The following is a 19,144-nucleotide window of genomic DNA, read 5'->3' on the forward strand; positions in this document are numbered from 1 at the left end:
ACATTATATATTCTTTTGAGGTGTCTATGTCTTGATTAAGCGATTTCAACTCTTCAGCAGTGAGTTCCTGTGTCATGGTTTTCTTACACTCAATTATGACTGCTGCTTTTGCTGATTTGTCTTTATAGAATGAAACTGTGTATGAAGAAGAATTTTCCATGTTTTTTGCTATTTCAGACTCCTTCTTGTCAATTAGGATGTATGCAACATCTTTATTGAACAGCTTGCCGAATCCTCCCCACGATGCAAGATTCAATTCATTTTCTTTGTCGCCTGTCTTTATTGTTAATTTTCCATTCTCAGCAATTTTGCTTAAATCGGCAGGTAATTCAGATACAGCTACTTTTCCTGTCTTTTTTGCAGTGTTGTTTGTAATAGTGCTTTCATTGGAAGAATTTATCATCTTTTGTCCTAAGTTTTCCCTAACAGAATTAAAAAGCTCATCTTTCAGGTCTATTGTTTCACGTCTGAATTTTCCACAGATAGGGGCAAGCTTGGTTTTTTTTCTGTTCAATGCCATATCGTCAGTTATCCATTCCTCAGCAGTATAACGTTCACCACCGTCTCTGTTTTCATCATACCAGTATCTTATTCTACTCATCTCTAAATTACATTTGCCGTTTTCTGCAGTTATATAGAAATGATAGTATATTCTTGTCCTGTCCAGTGAAAGAGCTGTTGACGAGAATACCAGATATTCTTCGGCCGTGGCTACAATCTCTCCTTTTTCTTCATCCTTATATACTACACTGCTTTTAAGCTTTTCATTAGGAACGAAACGTTTTTCTGCCCACTGGAGCATGGTATTGTATAATTCCTCTTTGCTCATTGTTGGGACCTTTATCTCCTCTTCAAAGGAAACTTTACCATCTTTCAGAGTGATAGCTCCTTCCAGATACTTAGGATTTGAATTGTCCTTCTTTTTGTTGTCTTTTGCTATGGCGAAAAAAGGCAATAACGCCAAGATTACTAATAGTAGATTTTTCATGTTTGAGTTATTTATCAAGTTAATTGCAGCAAACTTACAAAAAAATCTTTTTTCATGGTAGAATAGATTGTTTTCTCTTTGTTTATCTTTGTTAAACGGATAGTAAAATATCTTTTGTAAATTGTCTGTCATTAAAACGACCTGTCGTTTTATGTAAAATGCCTTGTCGTTTTAGATAAAATGTCCTGTCTTTTCAGGTAAAACGTTTTACTGGTACTGATTTTCAGAAAAAATGGTTACATTTGTTCGTTTTTAATTTCAAGTATATTGTTTATGCACGTATTTTATACACCGGACATACTTACTGATTCTGAATTGCCTGCAGAGGAAGCAGGGCACTGCGTAAGAGTATTACGATTAAATATTGGTGATGAGATTTTGCTGACCGACGGCAAAGGGTATTTTTACAAGGCTGCCATAAGTGCTGCTTCCGGTAAAAGGTGTCAGGTTAGGATAATTGAAAAAACATTTCAGGAACCTCTTTGGAAAGGCCATTTGCATATAGCTATGGCTCCTACGAAGATGATGGACCGTATAGAATGGTTTGCCGAGAAGGCTACAGAAATAGGTCTGGATGAGATTACTTTCCTGAATTGCCGTTATTCTGAACGTAAGGTAATAAAGACAGAGAGAATTGAAAAAATTGTAGTTTCGGCAGTGAAGCAGTCTTTGAAAGCCCGAAAACCGGTAATTCATGAGATGACAGACTTTGACAAATTCATGAAGATGGATTTCAAGGGAGATAAGTTTATTGCACATTGCAATGAAGGCGAAAAGACTTTGTTGAAGGATGCTATAGTACCGGGTAATGATGCTTTGGTTCTGATAGGTCCGGAGGGAGATTTCAGTAAGGAAGAAGTGGAAATGGCTATAAAGAAAGGTTTCAAGCCTGTAAGTCTCGGCAAGTCACGACTTCGTACTGAGACCGCAGCACTTGTGGCTGTACATACCATGAACCTGCTGAATGCCGAATAAAACTTCATAAAACGAACAACTAACATCAAACAACAGAAAATGAAACTGAAATATTTTTGTGTTCCGGTATTGGCTCTGTTTATGGCAGCATGTGGCAGTGCGCCGGATTATAGGAATGCCATACCTGCAAAATCGGCTGCACTGGTTGCCATTGATGTAAATTCGATGGCAGAGAAGAGTGGGCTGAGTGGTGACAATATTGATGAGGGATTTCTTGCAAGATTCAAAAATATGGTGAATAGTGGTCTTGCAGGTTCAGAAGCTCTGGTAAATAGGATATTTGATGATGCCGATGAAAGTGGATTAGGACTTAAAGAAAAAATTTATCTTTTTATGGGCGAACAGGCAAAAATGGGTGGACTGCTCGTTAAAGTTACAGATAGAGATAAATTGGAGGAACTTCTGGATGTCCTAAAGAAACAGCAGATTTGTACCCAGCCAAAAGAGGCTGACGGCTGTGAATGGACTGTTATAGGCAACTGGCTATTGGCTTATAATGACGGTGCAATGGTTCTGGTGGCCGATAATAAAGGCTCTGATCCAAAATCGCTTGTAAGGCAGGCTTCAATGTGGCTGAGACAGAAAGATGGTGAGGGCTTTTCCGCATCAGACGATTTCAGGCAGATGGAGCAAAAAAAAGGCGACATTGTTTTATGGAGTTCACTTGAAGTTCTTCCGCATGAGGCTGTATATCCTCTCACTATGGGTGTTTCTGCCGAATTACGTCTTAAGGATGTAAAAGCTATTTCTACTGTGGACTTCATGACAGGAAAAACTGTGATGGATGTGGAAATGATGGTGGATGACGATGTGATGAGGGGAATTCTTGACAAGAAACAGAAAGTGACATCAACGGTGAAAGGTAGTTTTCTTGATATGTTCCCATCGAATACACCGTTTTGGGTTACTGCTAATATCAAGGGGGGAGAGTTTTATGATTTCATATGCGAAAATCCTTCCGTACGGAGATATTTTGAAAAATCTATGATACCATTGGATTTCGGTTCTATATTCAATGCGATAACTGGCGATGTGGCCTTATCAATGTCCGGACCCGAAGGAAAGGATTTTATAGCATATGCAGATGTAACTACCGACTCTTTTTTGAAGTCCTTTGAATCGCTGAAGTCAATGGCAGCGCTTTCCGGAGGACAAGTGTTACTGCGCAATCATGGCGACAATGGTTATGAATTCAAGACTGTGGATGGAAGTCTGGTAGGATTGACTCCCGGATATATGGCTTTATGGCTGGGAGTAAGAGATGGTAAGTTTTATGTTACGAACAAGGAATCATTGATAGACAGACGCGTGCTCGGACTTTCGCTCAGAAATCGTGACTGGGGTAAAAGAGTTGAGGGACAGCGATTTTTTATGGTCTCTGATTTAACTTCACTTGATCGTCTGTTTGATTTGAGTAAACTGAAGGGGTCGATGGCTTCTGTTTTGGCATTTTTCGGTGGACTGGATTATCTTACTGCCGAAAGTGCTGATGGCGAGAATGTGCATATCGAAATCATTATGAAGGACAGAGGACGTAATCCGCTGTCGGCATTATTGGATAATTAAATATATATAAGGTGGAAAGAATAGAATTAGACAATGTATTGCCTGCTGTGTTTTCCGGAAGAGATAATATTATTTCCGATCTGTGGCTCGGAAAACTGTGTTTTGAGAAAGGAAAGTCTTATCTGATAGAAGCTGCTTCCGGAACCGGCAAATCATCGCTTTGCAGTTTTATATATGGCTACAGAAAGGATTATGAAGGTTTGATCAGTTTTGATGATGCTGATATTAAAAATTTTTCAGGGAGTACGTGGACTGAGATAAGGCAGAAGAATCTTGGAATGATGTTTCAGGAACTTCGCCTCTTCCCGGAACTGACAGCCGGAGAAAATGTTATCCTGAAAAACAATCTGACACATTTCAGAGATGAAGCTCAGATAAGAAAATGGTTTTCCATGTTGGGAATAGAAGATAAATGGGCAGAACCAGTGGGACGAATGTCATTCGGACAACAGCAGAGAGTGGCTTTCATAAGGATGCTGTGTCAGCCGTCCGATTTCCTGTTTATGGACGAACCGGTAAGCCATCTGGACGATGCCAACGGAAAAATTATGGCAAAAATACTTTACGATGAAATCCGTGAAAGGGGGGTGGGGGTTATAGTAACTTCCATAGGCCGTCGTCTGGAGATGAACTATAATGCTGAAATAAAACTTTAAAAAAAGAACTGAGGAGAGAATATGCTTTGGAAATTATTAAAACAGCATATAAGTGTTGCGCAACTGGTAGGTTTCTTTATTGCCAACCTGTGCGGAATGGTAATTGTAATGTTAGGAATACAGTTTTATAACGATGTATCGCCAGTATTTACGCAAGAGGATAGTTTCATAAAGAAAGACTATATAGTAGTGACAAAGAAGGTTAGTACACTGGGCAGTATTGCCGGTAAGAGCGGTACTTTCTCTTCTTATGAGGTGGACGACCTTAAGTTGCAGCCTTTTACCGTACAAGTCGGTGCTTTCCAGCCTGCACAGTTTAAGGTGTCAGCTGGTATATCTTTCGGAGGAATGGATATGTCTACTGCAATGTTTCTTGAATCCGTTCCTGATAATTTTGTGGATGTGAAGGCTGATGCATGGAAATACACTGAAGGTCAGGACGAAATACCTATAATAATACCGCGCAATTATCTTAATCTTTATAACTTTGGATTTGCCAGAAGCAGAAATCTGCCTCAACTGTCGGAAGGTATGGTCGGACTTGTGTCGCTCAATCTCTATTTGTCTGGCAATGGCATGAGGGAAATGAAAAAAGGGCGTATAGTAGGATTTTCTAACAGACTGAACACTATACTTGTGCCCGAAGCCTTCATGAGGATTGCTAATGCTACGTATGGAGGTAACAAGTCTTGGGAGCCATCACGACTGATAATAGAAGTGAATAATCCTGCCGATGAAAGAATAGCCGGATATTTCAGCGACAATGGATATGAGACGGAGGACAACAAGCTTGATTCGGGGAAGATTACGTGGTTTCTGAAACTTGCCGTTGGAGTGGTTATGACTGTAGGATTGGTTATAAGTATACTGTCTTTCTATATATTATTATTAAGTATATATCTGCTTTTGCAGAAAAATATGGATAAACTCGAGAATCTCATTCTTATGGGTTACAGTGTATCGCGGGTGGCAGTACCTTATCAGGTTCTTACTGTTGTGATGAATTTTTCAGTATTAATACTGTCCGTCATTATTCTGCTATTGGTAAGGAGTGTATATATAGATGCACTCTCTGACATAATAACAGATTTAGGTGATAGGAATGTGCTGCAATCTTGCATTTGTGGTGTGATTTTGTTTGTATTAGTGTCTGCATATAATATTATTGCCATTAGGAGAAAGATTAAATCTATACTTTAAATACATATTCTAGTTTAAAAAGTCTTTATTCTCTGTGATAATATGTAAACAGTATTGGGAAATATCTCTCTTATTGTGTCCTATAACATTGTTTGAGGGATAAAAAATGTTACTTTTGGGAACATTGTTATAGGATAAAACATTAAATTTGCGATATACAATTAAGATAATTATTTAACAGATTAGTTTATGTCAAAAATCGTTGGACATATTTCGCAAGTTATCGGTCCTGTAGTGGATGTCCATTTCGACCTTGAAGGATTGGATGCTGATGTAGCTTTGCCGAAGATACACGATGCAATGACTGTTGTCCGTAAGGATGGTCGTACATTGATTATCGAAGTGCAGCAACACATTGGTGAGGATACTGTGCGTACAGTAGCTATGGACAGTACGGACGGACTGAAACGCGGAATGGAAGTTGTACCTACCGGTCAGCCTATAACCATGCCGGTGGGAGCACAGATCAGGGGACGTGTGATGAACGTAGTTGGAGAGACTATCGACGGAATGTCCGAACTGGACAAGAAGGACGGTTTCCCTATACACCGCGAACCTCCACGTTTTGAGGATTTGGCAACAACTCAGGAAGTATTGTTTACAGGTATTAAGGTTATTGACCTTTTGGAGCCGTATCTGAAAGGTGGTAAAATCGGATTGTTTGGTGGTGCAGGTGTCGGTAAGACAGTGCTCATCAAGGAGTTGATTAACAATATTGCAAAGAAGCACAATGGTTTCTCTGTCTTTGCCGGTGTGGGAGAGCGTACCCGCGAAGGTAACGACTTGCTTAGGGAAATGATTGAATCCGGCGTAATCCGCTACGGAGAAGAATTCCAGAAGAGCATGGAAGAAGGCAACTGGGATTTGTCGAAAGTAGATTATAAGGAAGTGGAGAAATCGCAGGTTGCAATGGTGTTCGGACAGATGAATGAGCCTCCCGGTGCACGTCAGTCTGTTGCACTGTCAGGTTTGACTCTTGCAGAATCTTTCCGCGACCGTAAGACTGACGAGAACAGTCCTAAGGATATTCTGTTCTTTATAGATAATATATTCCGTTTCACTCAGGCAGGTTCTGAGGTGTCCGCACTTCTTGGACGTATGCCTTCGGCTGTAGGTTATCAGCCTACTCTGGCTACTGAAATGGGTAAGATGCAGGAGCGTATCACTTCTACGAAGGATGGTTCCATCACATCTGTTCAGGCTGTATACGTGCCTGCCGATGACTTGACAGACCCTGCTCCGGCTACTACATTTACTCACCTTGACGCTACTACAGTGTTGAGCCGTAAGATTGCCGAACTTGGTATTTATCCTGCCGTTGACCCGCTGGATTCCACATCACGTATTCTTGACCCGCTTATCGTAGGAAAAGAACATTACGAAACTGCGCAGAGAGTTAAGCAGATTCTTCAGCGTAACAAGGAATTGCAGGATATTATCTCCATTCTCGGTATGGACGAACTTTCGGACGAAGACCGTCTGACAGTGAACCGTGCTCGTAGGGTACAGAGATTCCTTTCACAGCCGTTTGCCGTTGCTGAACAGTTTACAGGTGTTCCGGGTGCTATGGTTTCTATAGAAGATACAATCAAGGGATTCAAGATGATTCTGGACGGTGAGGTTGACTACTTGCCTGAACAGGCATTCCTTAACGTAGGAACCATTGAAGATGCCATAGAGAAAGGAAAGAAACTGCTTGAGGCTGCTAAAGCATAACGCCTATGGACAGGAAGGAATTGCATCTGGTGATAATATCACCGGAGCGTACTCTCTTCGACGGCCCTGTAAACTGGGTGGAACTGCCGGGAGAACTCGGTAAATTCCAGGTGCTTGTAAATCATGCTCCTATAATATCATCCTTAAAGGAAGGTGAAGTGATATATCAGTGTGGAGAGGCACATTACAGGGTGCAGAGAGATACGCAAAGATTGAAAATTACAGGAGGATTCGTTGAGGTTAAAGATAATTTGGTCTCAGTGTGCGTAGAATTATAAACCGAAAAATCTGAAAAACATGTTTTTGCTAAAGGCAAAGAGGATATTTATAAAAAAAATGACAATATTGACTTTGATATTGTCTGTTGTGATAGGTTTGATTTACCATTTGTTTATACCAGACAGGTATTTTCCGTGGTTTCCTGCCATTCCTGTGTTTTTTTACCTCTTCGGTCTGTTCTACATCAACATGTTTTCTCTGGCTTATCGGTTGGGAGAAGATAAAATGGTTCCACTGTTTCTGGTTTGCAAAGGAACAAAGTTTCTTGTTAGTGTGCTGATAATTTCTATATACTGTTATGCGGTACAGCATGAAATTGTGGCTTTTTTTGCAACCTTTCTGGTATTCTATATTTCTTTTCTGATATTCGAAACTGTATATTTTACTAATATCGAACTGAGACTTATAAAGAAGAAAAAACTAAAACAGAAACAATGAAAAAAGTACGTTATATATGGACTTTGGTGTTACTGATGGTTTTTACATCGTGTTTCGCATCTGCCGAGACTTCTAATGAAGGTGGTGAAGTGGATGTCAATGAACTGGTGTTCGGACATATCAACGATGCCTACTCTTGGCATATTCTCAGCATAGGGGATACTCATATCACAATACCATTGCCGGTAATAGTGAAAAGCAGTACCGGATGGCATGTATTCTCATCTGAGAAACTTGAAGATGGTGAGTATGAAGGACTTTATATTGCCGAAGGTGGAACATACGACGGAAAGATAGTAGAGCGTAATTCTTCAGGCGAGGAAGTTCGTCCATGGGACATGTCCATAACAAAGAATGTTGTTGGACTTATAATAAACAGCACTATTCTGGTGTGGATAGTTCTTGGATGTGCTAGATGGTATAAAAAACATCCTGTAGAGAACGGTGCGCCAAGAGGTGGTGTAGGTATGGTAGAATCGATGGTGTTAATGATTTATAATGATGTAATCAAGGAAGGTATAGGTCCTGGTTATGAACGTTATGCACCGTATCTGCTGACTGCATTTTTCTTTATATTGGTTAATAACCTGATGGGACTTATTCCAATATTTCCTGGAGGTGCCAATGTAACAGGTAATATAGCTATTACACTTGTGCTGGCTTTGCTGACTTTCTTTTTTACGAATGCTTTTGCAACCAAAGAATATTGGAAAGATATATTTTGGCCTGATGTTCCGGTATGGCTTAAGGCTCCTATACCTATGATGCCGGTGATAGAATTCTTTGGCCTGTTCACTAAGCCTTTCGCTCTTATGATTCGTCTTTTTGCCAATATAATGGCAGGCCACGCAGCTATTCTCAGTTTGCTGTCCATAATTTTCATAACAGTGAAGATTGGTCCGTTATTGAATGGTACAATGACTTTTGTGTCAGTGGCCTTTGGTATATTCATGACTGCTCTTGAACTTTTGGTAGCTTTCATTCAGGCTTATGTGTTTACTATGCTTTCAGCCGTATTTATCGGTCTTTCCAAGGTAAAGGAAAAAGAAGAAAATTAAACTAACAAAAAATAGTGATGAAAATGTACGGCAAAATTGCCGTAGTAGAATTATTACTTTATAAATTAAAAAATAACAAACTTAAAAACTTATAATTATGTTACTTTCAATTTTATTACAGGCTGCCGCAGGTGCAGGTTTAGGTAAATTGGGTGCTGCTCTTGGTGCAGCTATTGCAGTAATCGGTGCAGGTATTGGTATTGGTAAAATCGGTGGTTCAGCTATGGAAGCAATTGCTCGTCAGCCAGAAGCATCAGGTGATATTCGTACTAATATGATTATCATTGCAGCACTTGTTGAAGGTGTAGCTATTATCGCAATTATCGTTTGTCTTTTGACATTGTTCCTATAATAATCAGCGTATGGGATTATTGACTCCGGATCCGGGGTTACTGTTTTGGATGGTAGTAGTATTCGGTATTGTCTTCTTTTTGTTGGCAAAATTCGGATTCCCTGTTATCATCAAAATGGTTGACGATCGGAAAGCGTATATTGACAACTCGCTTAAAGCTGCACGTGAAGCTAACGAACAATTGGCAAACGTGAAGATTGAAGGCGAGAAAATCTTGGCTCAGGCCCATGAGGAGCAAGCCCGAATCCTGAAATCGGCTACAGAAACGCGTGACCGTATCATTAGAGAAGCCCAGGAAAAGGCTCGACTGGAAGGTGACCGTTTGATGGAGGAAATGAAAAAGCAGATTGAAACCGAAAAAGAAAGTGCAATCCGCGATATCCGGCGTCAGGTGGCTTTACTCTCTGTAGGTATTGCTGAAAAAGTAATGCGTACAAAATTGGCCGATGAGAAGGAACAGACTGAACTTATCAGTCGGTTGGTGGACGAAATGGTTGAATCTTCTAAATAACCTAATATGAATACAGGAGTTGTTTCAAGGCGTTATGCCAAGGCTTTGTTGGACTTTGCAATGGACAGAGGCAATGAAGACAAGATATATGAAGAGGTAAAAACGCTGGCCAGACATTTTGCTAATGTTCCTGATTTGAGAAGGACTATTGATAATCCGGTTGTTACGAAACAGGAAAAATTGAATTTGCTTGTTGAGGCAGCAGGAGGTAAAGATGTCACTGAAGAAATGAAACGTTTCCTCTTGCTGGTGCTTAATGGTAAGAGAGAGAAATTCTTGCAATTCATGACATGGTCGTATATTGACCTGTATAGGGAAAGGAAGCACATATTGATGGGTAAACTGACAACGGCAATCGAAGCTCCGGAATTGGTAAAGAAACTTGAAAAAATAGCTAGTAAGAAAACTAATTCCAAGATAGAAATAACTTCTAAAGTTGATCCTTCTATCATAGGCGGTTACATTATGGAAATAGATGGATATCGCCTTGATGCCAGCGTCGATTACCAGCTTAAAAAAGTAAAGCGTCAGTTTATTGAGAAAAACAGAAGAATAGTTTAATTATTTGAATTGACTAATAATGGCAGATAATACTATAAAACCCAGCGAAGTCTCTGAAGTATTGCTCCAGCAGCTTGAGGGTATCGACACATCACTGAAGTTTGATGAAGTGGGTACCGTGTTGCAGGTGAGTGATGGTGTAGCTCGTATCTATGGCTTGCGTAATGCTGAAGCCAACGAGTTGCTGAAGTTTGAGAATGGAGTTATGGGTACTGTAATGAATCTGGAAGAGGACAATGTGGGTGCAGTCCTACTCGGTCCTACTGACCAGATTAAGGAGGGAATGATAGTAAAACGTACCAAGCATATCGCTTCCATCAATGTAGGTGAGGGTATGTTGGGACGTGTAATCGACCCTCTTGGCGTTCCATTGGATGGACGCGGCGACATTTTAGGTGAGACATTCGAAATGCCGCTCGAACGTAAGGCTCCGGGAGTAATATTCCGTCAGCCTGTAACAGAACCGTTGCAGACAGGTTTGAAGGCTATTGATGCCATGATTCCTATAGGACGTGGGCAGCGTGAGTTGATTATCGGTGACCGTCAGACTGGTAAAACTGCAATTGCTATTGATACAATTATCAATCAGCGTTCTAATTATGAAGCAGGAAATCCGGTTTACTGTATTTATGTAGCAATAGGTCAGAAAGGTTCTACTGTGGCTAGTATAGTTAATGCACTTCGCGAACGTGGTGCAATGGATTATACAGTAGTAGTAGCCGCTACAGCTTCCGATCCTGCTGCTATGCAGTATTTTGCTCCGTTTGCCGGTGCAGCTATCGGTGAATATTTCCGCGATACCGGTCGTCATGCGCTCGTAGTGTACGATGACTTGTCAAAACAGGCTGTTGCATACCGCGAAGTATCACTTATTCTTCGTCGTCCTTCAGGACGTGAAGCATATCCGGGTGATATTTTCTATTTGCACTCACGTCTGCTAGAACGTGCTGCGAAGATAATCAGTCAGCAGGAAGTGGCAGAGCAGATGAATGATTTGCCGGAAAGCCTTAAGGGTAAAGTAAAGGCTGGCGGTTCCTTGACTGCACTCCCTATCATTGAAACCCAGGCTGGTGACGTGTCTGCATATATCCCTACTAATGTGATTTCAATTACCGACGGTCAGATATTCCTTGAGACAGACCTCTTTAACCAAGGTTTCCGTCCTGCTATCAACGTAGGTATTTCTGTGTCGCGTGTGGGTGGTAGTGCCCAGATAAAGAGTATGAAGAAAGTGGCTGGTACGCTTAAGATAGATCAGGCGCAGTATCGCGAATTGGAAGCATTCTCCAAGTTTAGTAGTGATATGGACCCTGTTACAGCTATGGCTATCGACCGCGGACGTAAGAATAACCAGTTGCTCATACAGCCACAGTACTCTCCAATGCCTGTGGGTGAACAGATAGCAATTCTTTATTGTGGTACTCACGGATTGATGCGTGAAGTTCCAATTGGAAAGATACGTAATTTCCAGGATACATTCCTTTCTACACTTCGTGTAAACCATAAGGAGGATGTTATTGATGTTCTTACAAGCGGACAGATAAATGATTCTGTGACGGCTATTATCGAGAAGGTAGCAGCAGAAACAGCAGTTCAATATAAAGAATAAGTATTATGGCATCGCTGAAAGAAGTAAAAAGTAGAATAAACTCTATAAACGGTACGCTGAAGATAACTTCGGCCATGAAGATGGTGGCGTCGGCAAAGTTGCATAAGGCTCAGGAGGCTATAGAGAATATGCTTCCATACGAGCAAAAGTTGCATGGAATTTTAAGAAACTTCCTGGCTTCCGGCGTTTCTGTTCAGACCCCTTTTTCTATAAATAGGCAGGTAAAGAAGGTGGCTATAGTGGCTTTTGCTTCGAACAGCAGTCTTTGTGGCGGATATAATGCAAATGTCATACGACATCTTACCGCTTTGATAGATGATTATTCGGCCAAGGTAGGTAAGGATAATATACTTATTTATCCAGTGGGCAAAAAAATATCTGAAGCCGTAAAGAAGATGGGAATGGAGGTTGCAGGCGATTACCAGCACATGAGTGGAAAACCGAACTATCAGGATGCTTCTGATTTGGCATCGGATTTGATGGCCAAGTTTCTGAAGGGTGAGATACAGAAAGTTGATTTATTGTATAATCACTTCAAATCAACATCTTCGCAGATTCTTACTCATGAAACTTATCTGCCAGTTGACGTGAATAGTCAGGTAACAGGAGATGATAACGCTGAATTGAAGGAACATGCGTCCGATTATATTATTGAGCCTTCGCCTGAAGTGATAATGAGTTCGCTTGTTCCTAAAGTCCTCAGAATGAAAATCTATACGGTATTGCTTGACGCAGCAGCTTCTGAACATGCTGCCCGCACAATGGCTATGCAGATAGCAACTGATAATGCTAACGACCTTATTCAGGAATTGACTTTGGTATACAATAAGAGCCGTCAGCAGGCAATTACCAATGAACTTCTTGATATTGTGGGCGGTACAATGGCTTAAGTATAATTGGTATTTTTTATAAAGGCATTATGATGTTTTTTTAATGAACTTACATCATAATGCCTTTCTTGTATCCCTATCATGTTTAGGGAAATTCCCCATAAAATATAGGAATTTACTTTATAAAGAGTGAATATATGTCATTATTTTTGTACCGAGGAAGAAAAGAATAACAGGAGGGAACCATGAGAAATTTATGTAAGGTTATTGCATTTGGGATAATAATATCTTTATTCCCAATTTTATTCTCATCATGCGAATATGTTGGTATAGGTATTGAATTGGGGAACGGAACTAATAATTATCGTGAGTCCACATATTATTTATGCAGTAGGACATGGGTTGAGGAATGGACTGACAACAAAGGTGATTTCCATCGTCAGGAAATACGATTCTATGATAATAATGTAGGGGAGGATTATGTATTAACAGTAGACAGACATGGTTTCCGTAAAGAATCTTCTTATACATTTGTTTGGGATTGGTATGATGCAAACTATACCAGTTTGCGTTTAAAGTATGGTACGAATGATTATTCTTATATGAATAATATTTTTATGGGAAATAACCGTCTTGAATGTCTCCTTGATGGTTATTCTGCATGTTTTTATGGATATTAATAAATTTATCGAACAATAAAGTATATATTTTTGTTATATAGATGTAAGAAAAATGGGAGATATCAATAATATTTAAGATAATTAATTTTTTAGTTTATTCGTGTAACTGTACCTCGTTGTTTTTATGATAATGCAGGTACAGTTTTTATTATTATTCAAATATGAAATGTTTAGTAAGTTTCATTAAACATTTGGGCATTATTACTATGCGTAATGATGCCAAGCTACTGGAAGAAGTAGTAGTAACAGCTATTGGTATCCAGCGTCAGTCAGAAACTCTTACTTATTCAGCACAAACCGTTGGCGGAAAAGATGTAAACGACATTAAGAATGTCAATATGATTAACTCTTTGCAAGATAAGAGTGCCGGACTTCAGATTACTCCAAACTCTACAGGTGCCGGAGGTTCATCCAAAATCCAATTTAGAGGACGTAAATCTATTAACGGAAGTAATGAAGTATCTCGGTTATTCCTTTTATGTAACGAAAGGCAAATGTCGCCTTACAGTACACCCGAAATCCAAAGCTAAGATGAGATCTAGACTCAAAGAGCTGACGAATCGTAGCAATGGTTGGGGATACGTCAAGAGGAAACAGAAGCTGAAAGATTACATACGTGGGTGGATTGGATACTATTACATAGCCGATATGAAACGCTTTCTTCTTGATACGGATGAGTGGTTAAGATGTAGAATACGCATGTGTATATGGAAATCTTGGAAGAACCCCAAGACCAAGGTGGCAAACCTCATTAAATGCGGTATAGAAAAATACAAGGCATGTGAATGGGGTAACACTCGTAAAGGTTATTGGCGTATCGCTGACAGTCCTATATTGAAAGTGGCGATAAATAACGATAGCTTGAGAAAAGCAGGGTATTATACCTTAATGGGTTCGTATCTCGAATGGTACCCAAAATAGGAACCGCCGTATGCCGGAAGGCACGTACGGTGGTGTGAGAGGTCGGTGAACATGAAAATAGGAGATAAACACCTATGGTTAATGTTTACCTCCTACTCGATTAATTAGCTTTATTTAATCTGTCAAGATGATATAACTAGCTTTTTTAGTGTATAATATTATGCTCAATAAATTCTGAATTTGATATTTTAAAAACTGTACACTTATCTTGATGATAGCCTATGGCTTTTATATGTATTTGTACTTGTTTCGTTGCTATAAATCATGTACATCATAAATATGTATGCGGACAAGTGTACGAACTGCCCAAGCGCAAGACAGGCTGTAACTACCGCAAAAGCAGTGAGTTACAGCCTGTTATTAGGATTCAATTATTTTGGGGATTATTCCTCTATTGCAGCCTGCGCCGCAGCCAATCTTGCTATAGGCACACGGAATGGAGAGCAAGATACATAGTTCAATCCAACCTTGTGGCAGAATTTTACTGATGAAGGTTCACCACCGTGTTCGCCACAGATACCGCATTTCAAATCAGGACGTACCGAGCGACCTTTTTCAACTGCCATTTCTACCAACTGACCTACACCGTTCTGGTCAAGTACCTGGAATGGGTCTACTTTAAGAATCTTCTTTTCAAGATATACAGGCAGGAACGAAGCGATATCATCGCGGGAGTAACCGAATGTCATCTGTGTAAGGTCATTTGTACCGAATGAGAAATATTCAGCCTTAGACGCAATCTTGTCAGCTGTCAGGGCAGCACGAGGAATTTCAATCATTGTACCAACCTTGAATGGAATTTCAACTCCTTCTTTTTCAAACAGTTCGGCTGCAGCCTTGCGGATAACCTTTTCCTGAGCTTCAAATTCGTAAAGAATACCAGTCAGCGGAACCATGATTTCAGGATGAGGATCGTAGCCTTCTTTCTTCAGTTCAATTGCTGCACCAAGAATGGCCTGAGTCTGCATTTCTGTGATTTCCGGATATGTGTTACCCAAGCGGCAACCACGGTGTCCCAACATAGGGTTATGTTCGCAAAGACTGTCTACTCTCTGGCGGATATATTCCACTGTCACACCCATAGCCTGAGCCATTTCTTCCTGTCCTTTCAAATCGTGTGGCACGAATTCATGCAAAGGTGGATCAAGCAGGCGGACATTTACAGGGCATCCGTCCATAGCCTTGAATATTCCCTTGAAGTCGGCTTTCTGGTATGGAAGGAGTTTTGCAAGTGCTTTTTTGCGACCTTCTACATCGTTTGCAAGAATCATTTCACGCATTGCGATAATCTTCTGATTGTCGAAGAACATATGCTCTGTACGGCAAAGTCCGATACCTACTGCACCGAAACTGCGAGCCACTTCCGCGTCATGAGGAGTATCTGCATTTGTACGTACTTTAAGTTTGGTGTATTTTTCGCACAAATCCATAAGTTTTGCAAAGTCGCCTGAAACTTCGGCAGCTTTTGTAGGAACTTCTCCCAAATATACATCGCCTGTGCTACCGTTTAATGAGATATAGTCGCCTTCTTTTATTATAGTACCGTCTATTTCTATTGTGCGTGCCTTGTAGTCCACATTGATGGCTCCTGCACCTGATACACAGCATTTACCCATACCTCGTGCCACCACAGCAGCGTGTGAAGTCATACCTCCGCGTGCAGTAAGGATACCTTCGGCAGCAGTCATACCTGCAAGGTCTTCAGGTGATGTTTCTATACGTACAAGAACCACTCTGTGTCCATCTGCTCTCCACTGTGCAGCGTCGTCGGCAAAGAACACCACCTGTCCGCAAGCAGCTCCTGGAGACGCAGGAAGTCCGCGGGTAAGTGTTTTTGCCGTACGTAGTGCTTCCTTGTCGAATACAGGGTGTAGTAATTCGTCAAGCTTGTTAGGCTCACATCTCTTTATAGCAGTCTTTTCATCAATTATGCCCTGTTCAAGCATTTCCATTGCTATGCGTACCATAGCAGCACCTGTACGTTTTCCGTTACGTGTCTGTAAGAACCAAAGTTTGCCTTCCTGAACAGTGAATTCCATATCCTGCATGTCGTGATAGTGGTTTTCAAGTTTTGTCTGGATGGCATCAAGTTCTTTATATATTTCAGGCATAGCCTCTTCCATAGACGGATATTTTGAAACTCGTTCTTCTTCTGAAATACCCTGAAGAGCAGCCCAGCGCTGTGAACCTATTTTTGTGATTTGCTGTGGAGTGCGGATACCTGCCACTACGTCTTCTCCCTGTGCATTGATCAGATATTCACCGTTGAAGAGGTCTTCGCCTGTAGCGGCATCGCGAGAGAATGCAACACCTGTTGCTGAAGTGTCGCCCATATTACCGAACACCATTGCCTGAACGTTTACTGCAGTACCCCATTCTGCTGGTATTCCTTCCATTTTACGATAGAGGATGGCGCGTTCGTTCATCCATGAATCGAATACAGCACAGATAGCTCCCCAAAGCTGTTCGTATGCGCATGATGGGAAATCCTTACCTGTCTGAGCTTTTACCGCTGCCTTGAATCTTACAACCAGTTCCTTCAGGTCTTCTACTTCCAGTTCGTTGTCCAGACGTACACCTTTAGCTTTCTTTACATCTTCTATAATGGCTTCAAACGGATCAATATCTTCCTTGTTTGTTGGTTTCATACCTAGAACTACATCTCCATACATCTGTACGAAACGACGGTATGAATCCCATGCAAAACGTTCGTTTCCTGTTTTGCGTGCCAATCCGGCTACGACTTCATCATTAAGACCTAGATTAAGAATTGTATCCATCATACCAGGCATTGAAGCACGGGCACCTGAACGTACTGAGACGAGAAGTGGGTTTTCCACATCGCCGAATTTTGATTTCATCAGTTCTTCCACGCCTTTGATGGCTTTTTCCACATCTTCTTTTAGTAGGGCTACTACCTTGTCTTTACCCTCAGCATAATATTCATTACAAACGTCTGTTGTTATTGTGAAACCAGGAGGTACCGGAACTCCAATAAGATTCATTTCTGCCAGGTTCGCACCTTTTCCTCCCAGTAAGTTTCTCATGTCTGCTTTTCCTTCGGCCTTACCGTTTCCGAAAGTATAGACTCTTTTTGTTTCCATTTTTAATGAAAGGTTTTTAAAGTTATTAGGGAGTTTAAGTATGAGAGTCTATCAGGGGAGGCAGACCGGAAAGAATGTAAAATACTGTCGGTGGGGCTTTAACGAGGAAAAAACTATATATGATTTGTGTATAAACAAACATATATATTATATTCTACAACATGTTTTTGCAATGTCTATATAGCAAAATCAACTATTTTTAAAATCATGGTGTTTTGTCAGAAAAAATGACTAAATTTGCCCCAAATTGGTTTTATTGAAAAATAACGTGGCAAGAAAGAAAAAAGAACTACCTTTACTGGAAAAGGTAACTATAACAGATGTAGCCGCTGAAGGCAAGGCCTTGGCTAAAGTGAACGATTTAGTAGTGTTTGTCCCGTATGTAGTGCCGGGAGATGTGGTTGATCTGCAGGTGAAACGTAAAAAGAACCATTATGCAGAGGCAGTGGCTGTAAAGTTTCACGAAAAATCTCCTATGAGGGCAGAGCCGTTCTGTCAGCATTACGGAGTATGTGGAGGATGCAAATGGCAGTGCCTTTCGTACGAAGACCAGATACGCTACAAGCAGAAACAGGTATTTGACAATCTTACACGTATCGGAAAGATTGAACTTCCGGAGTTTATGCCTATTCTTGGTTCCGAGAAAACCAAATTCTATAGAAACAAGCTCGAATTTACATTTTCAAACAAACGTTGGCTCACTGAAGACGAAGTGAAGCAGGATGTGAAATATGACCAGATGAACGCAGTGGGTTTCCATATTCCGGGAGCCTTCGACAAGGTTCTGGCCATCGAAAAATGCTGGCTACAGGACGATATATCAAATAGGATAAGAAATGCCATCCGCGATTATGCATACGAGCATAATTATTCTTTCTTTGATTTGCGTTCGCAGGAAGGATTGCTCAGAAACATGATGGTACGTACTTCTTCTACCGGCGAGCTTATGGTGTTGTTGCAATGTAAGGTTGTGACAGATGATGACCGTGCAAAGATGATGCAGATTCTTCAGTACGTGGCAGACTCGTTCCCGGAAATTACGTCGCTTATGTATGTAGTAAACAATAAATGTAATGATACTATAGGCGACCTTGACGTAGAGGTGTTCAAGGGGAATGACCACATATTCGAAGAAATGGAAGGATTAAGATTCAAAGTTGGTCCGAAATCATTCTACCAGACAAATTCTGAACAGGCGTATAATCTGTATAAAGTGGCAAGGGAGTTTGCCGGACTGACAGGTAACGAACTGGTATACGACCTTTACACCGGAACAGGTACCATTGCAAACTTTGTGTCGCGCAAGGCAAAAAAGGTGATTGGAATAGAATATGTGCCTGAAGCTATTGAGGATGCAAAAGTAAACTCTGCAATAAACGGTATAGACAATACGCTGTTCTATGCCGGCGACATGAAGGACATTCTGACACAGGATTTCATCAACGAACATGGACGTCCTGACGTGATTATCACAGACCCTCCACGTGCCGGAATGCATAACGATGTAATAGATGTTATAATGTTTGCGGCACCTGAAAGAATAGTCTATGTAAGCTGTAATCCTGCCACTCAGGCACGCGACCTGCAATTGCTTGATCCTATGTATAAGGTAATGGCGGTTCAGCCAGTTGATATGTTCCCACACACGCATCATGTGGAAAATGTTGTTCTTCTTGAAAAGAGAGAAGCATAAGACAAAC

17 protein-coding genes and 2 pseudogenes are annotated in these 19,144 nt (G+C 40.8%); 17 read left to right on the forward strand and 2 right to left on the reverse strand.

The genetic code is table 11. The annotated features are described in order from the left end of the window. The coding region (locus tag I6E11_RS03185; protein WP_235336368.1) for a DUF4468 domain-containing protein at positions 1–988 on the reverse strand (988 nt) is incomplete at its 3' end. A 273-nt stretch (positions 989–1,261) separates the two neighbouring features. Between I6E11_RS03185 and I6E11_RS03190 the strand changes: the two genes are divergently transcribed. The 16 genes and pseudogenes from I6E11_RS03190 to I6E11_RS03265 all read left to right on the forward strand — a co-directional run. Beyond that, positions 1,262–1,963 (forward strand): 16S rRNA (uracil(1498)-N(3))-methyltransferase, encoded by a 702-nt coding sequence (locus tag I6E11_RS03190; RefSeq protein WP_235336370.1) that lies wholly within the window; start codon positions 1,262–1,264, stop codon positions 1,961–1,963. A 39-nt stretch (positions 1,964–2,002) separates the two neighbouring features. Next, positions 2,003–3,529 carry a DUF4836 family protein gene (locus I6E11_RS03195; RefSeq protein ID WP_235336371.1) on the forward strand — a complete coding sequence of 509 codons (1,527 nt, stop codon included), beginning with the start codon at positions 2,003–2,005 and terminating at the stop codon, positions 3,527–3,529. 11 nt (positions 3,530–3,540) lie between these two features. After that, a complete protein-coding gene (locus tag I6E11_RS03200; protein ID WP_235336372.1) occupies positions 3,541–4,185 on the forward strand; it encodes an ATP-binding cassette domain-containing protein in 645 nt (214 codons plus the stop codon). A gap of 21 nt (positions 4,186–4,206) precedes the next feature. Further along, the gene (locus tag I6E11_RS03205) at positions 4,207–5,385 is read left to right on the forward strand and encodes a transporter (protein ID WP_235336373.1); all 1,179 of its coding nucleotides are present in this window, start codon (positions 4,207–4,209) and stop codon (positions 5,383–5,385) included. A 189-nt stretch (positions 5,386–5,574) separates the two neighbouring features. Next, complete coding sequence (gene atpD / locus I6E11_RS03210; RefSeq protein ID WP_235336374.1) at positions 5,575–7,101, forward strand: F0F1 ATP synthase subunit beta; 1,527 nt, start codon at positions 5,575–5,577, stop codon at positions 7,099–7,101. 5 nt (positions 7,102–7,106) lie between these two features. Next, a complete protein-coding gene (locus I6E11_RS03215) occupies positions 7,107–7,379 on the forward strand; it encodes a F0F1 ATP synthase subunit delta/epsilon (protein WP_235336375.1) in 273 nt (90 codons plus the stop codon). A gap of 58 nt (positions 7,380–7,437) precedes the next feature. Continuing rightward, positions 7,438–7,818 (forward strand): hypothetical protein, encoded by a 381-nt coding sequence (locus I6E11_RS03220; RefSeq protein WP_235336376.1) that lies wholly within the window; start codon positions 7,438–7,440, stop codon positions 7,816–7,818. After that, a complete protein-coding gene (gene atpB, locus I6E11_RS03225) occupies positions 7,815–8,876 on the forward strand; it encodes a F0F1 ATP synthase subunit A (RefSeq protein ID WP_235336377.1) in 1,062 nt (353 codons plus the stop codon). Before I6E11_RS03220 ends, atpB begins: the two co-directional genes overlap by 4 nt. 97 nt (positions 8,877–8,973) lie before the next feature. Then, complete coding sequence (atpE, locus tag I6E11_RS03230) at positions 8,974–9,228, forward strand: ATP synthase F0 subunit C (RefSeq protein ID WP_154044670.1); 255 nt, start codon at positions 8,974–8,976, stop codon at positions 9,226–9,228. Between the two features lie 10 nt (positions 9,229–9,238). After that, positions 9,239–9,739, forward strand: a complete 501-nt coding sequence (gene atpF, locus I6E11_RS03235; protein WP_154044669.1) for a F0F1 ATP synthase subunit B — start codon at positions 9,239–9,241, stop codon at positions 9,737–9,739. A 6-nt stretch (positions 9,740–9,745) separates the two neighbouring features. Then, positions 9,746–10,300 carry a F0F1 ATP synthase subunit delta gene (locus I6E11_RS03240; protein WP_235336378.1) on the forward strand — a complete coding sequence of 185 codons (555 nt, stop codon included), beginning with the start codon at positions 9,746–9,748 and terminating at the stop codon, positions 10,298–10,300. Between the two features lie 19 nt (positions 10,301–10,319). Then, entirely contained in the window at positions 10,320–11,909 is a 1,590-nt protein-coding gene (atpA, locus tag I6E11_RS03245; RefSeq protein WP_235336379.1) for a F0F1 ATP synthase subunit alpha, read from the forward strand. 5 nt (positions 11,910–11,914) lie between these two features. Next, the gene (locus I6E11_RS03250) at positions 11,915–12,799 is read left to right on the forward strand and encodes a F0F1 ATP synthase subunit gamma (RefSeq protein ID WP_235336381.1); all 885 of its coding nucleotides are present in this window, start codon (positions 11,915–11,917) and stop codon (positions 12,797–12,799) included. A 185-nt stretch (positions 12,800–12,984) separates the two neighbouring features. Continuing rightward, complete coding sequence (locus I6E11_RS03255) at positions 12,985–13,419, forward strand: hypothetical protein (RefSeq protein WP_235336382.1); 435 nt, start codon at positions 12,985–12,987, stop codon at positions 13,417–13,419. Positions 13,420–13,643: 224 nt separating this feature from the next. Beyond that, positions 13,644–13,877 (forward strand): annotated as a pseudogene (locus I6E11_RS03260) (hypothetical protein); the annotation flags it as partial. Beyond that, positions 13,873–14,340 (forward strand): annotated as a pseudogene (locus I6E11_RS03265) (group II intron maturase-specific domain-containing protein); the annotation flags it as partial. The pseudogenes I6E11_RS03260 and I6E11_RS03265, both read left to right, overlap by 5 nt. A gap of 383 nt (positions 14,341–14,723) precedes the next feature. Here I6E11_RS03265 and ppdK read toward each other — a convergent pair. Continuing rightward, the gene (ppdK, locus tag I6E11_RS03270) at positions 14,724–17,444 is read right to left on the reverse strand and encodes a pyruvate, phosphate dikinase (protein ID WP_235336383.1); all 2,721 of its coding nucleotides are present in this window, start codon (positions 17,442–17,444) and stop codon (positions 14,724–14,726) included. Positions 17,445–17,712: 268 nt separating this feature from the next. Here ppdK and rlmD point away from each other — a divergent pair, with 268 nt between their 5' ends. Continuing rightward, positions 17,713–19,137: a 23S rRNA (uracil(1939)-C(5))-methyltransferase RlmD gene (gene rlmD / locus I6E11_RS03275; protein ID WP_235336384.1), complete on the forward strand. Its 1,425-nt coding sequence runs from the start codon at positions 17,713–17,715 to the stop codon at positions 19,135–19,137. Positions 19,138–19,144: the final 7 nt, after the last annotated feature.

This window comes from Bacteroides caecigallinarum (assembly GCF_021531075.1).
Taxonomy (GTDB): domain Bacteria; phylum Bacteroidota; class Bacteroidia; order Bacteroidales; family Bacteroidaceae; genus Phocaeicola; species Phocaeicola caecigallinarum_B.

Excerpts from the sequence above, each read along its gene's own strand:
- I6E11_RS03205 (WP_235336373.1), top strand. The coding sequence starts at position 4,207 with ATGCTTTGGAAATTATTAAAACAGCATATAAGTGTTGCGCAACTGGTA.
- I6E11_RS03195 (WP_235336371.1), top strand. The coding sequence starts at position 2,003 with ATGAAACTGAAATATTTTTGTGTTCCGGTATTGGCTCTGTTTATGGCA.
- atpE (WP_154044670.1), top strand. The coding sequence starts at position 8,974 with ATGTTACTTTCAATTTTATTACAGGCTGCCGCAGGTGCAGGTTTAGGT.
- I6E11_RS03250 (WP_235336381.1), top strand. The coding sequence starts at position 11,915 with ATGGCATCGCTGAAAGAAGTAAAAAGTAGAATAAACTCTATAAACGGT.
- I6E11_RS03215 (WP_235336375.1), top strand. The coding sequence starts at position 7,107 with ATGGACAGGAAGGAATTGCATCTGGTGATAATATCACCGGAGCGTACT.
- atpB (WP_235336377.1), top strand. The coding sequence starts at position 7,815 with ATGAAAAAAGTACGTTATATATGGACTTTGGTGTTACTGATGGTTTTT.
- atpA (WP_235336379.1), top strand. The coding sequence starts at position 10,320 with ATGGCAGATAATACTATAAAACCCAGCGAAGTCTCTGAAGTATTGCTC.
- I6E11_RS03255 (WP_235336382.1), top strand. The coding sequence starts at position 12,985 with ATGAGAAATTTATGTAAGGTTATTGCATTTGGGATAATAATATCTTTA.
- I6E11_RS03220 (WP_235336376.1), top strand. The coding sequence starts at position 7,438 with ATGACAATATTGACTTTGATATTGTCTGTTGTGATAGGTTTGATTTAC.
- I6E11_RS03190 (WP_235336370.1), top strand. The coding sequence starts at position 1,262 with ATGCACGTATTTTATACACCGGACATACTTACTGATTCTGAATTGCCT.
- atpF (WP_154044669.1), top strand. The coding sequence starts at position 9,239 with ATGGGATTATTGACTCCGGATCCGGGGTTACTGTTTTGGATGGTAGTA.
- atpD (WP_235336374.1), top strand. The coding sequence starts at position 5,575 with ATGTCAAAAATCGTTGGACATATTTCGCAAGTTATCGGTCCTGTAGTG.
- I6E11_RS03240 (WP_235336378.1), top strand. The coding sequence starts at position 9,746 with ATGAATACAGGAGTTGTTTCAAGGCGTTATGCCAAGGCTTTGTTGGAC.
- ppdK (WP_235336383.1), bottom strand. The coding sequence starts at position 17,444 with ATGGAAACAAAAAGAGTCTATACTTTCGGAAACGGTAAGGCCGAAGGA.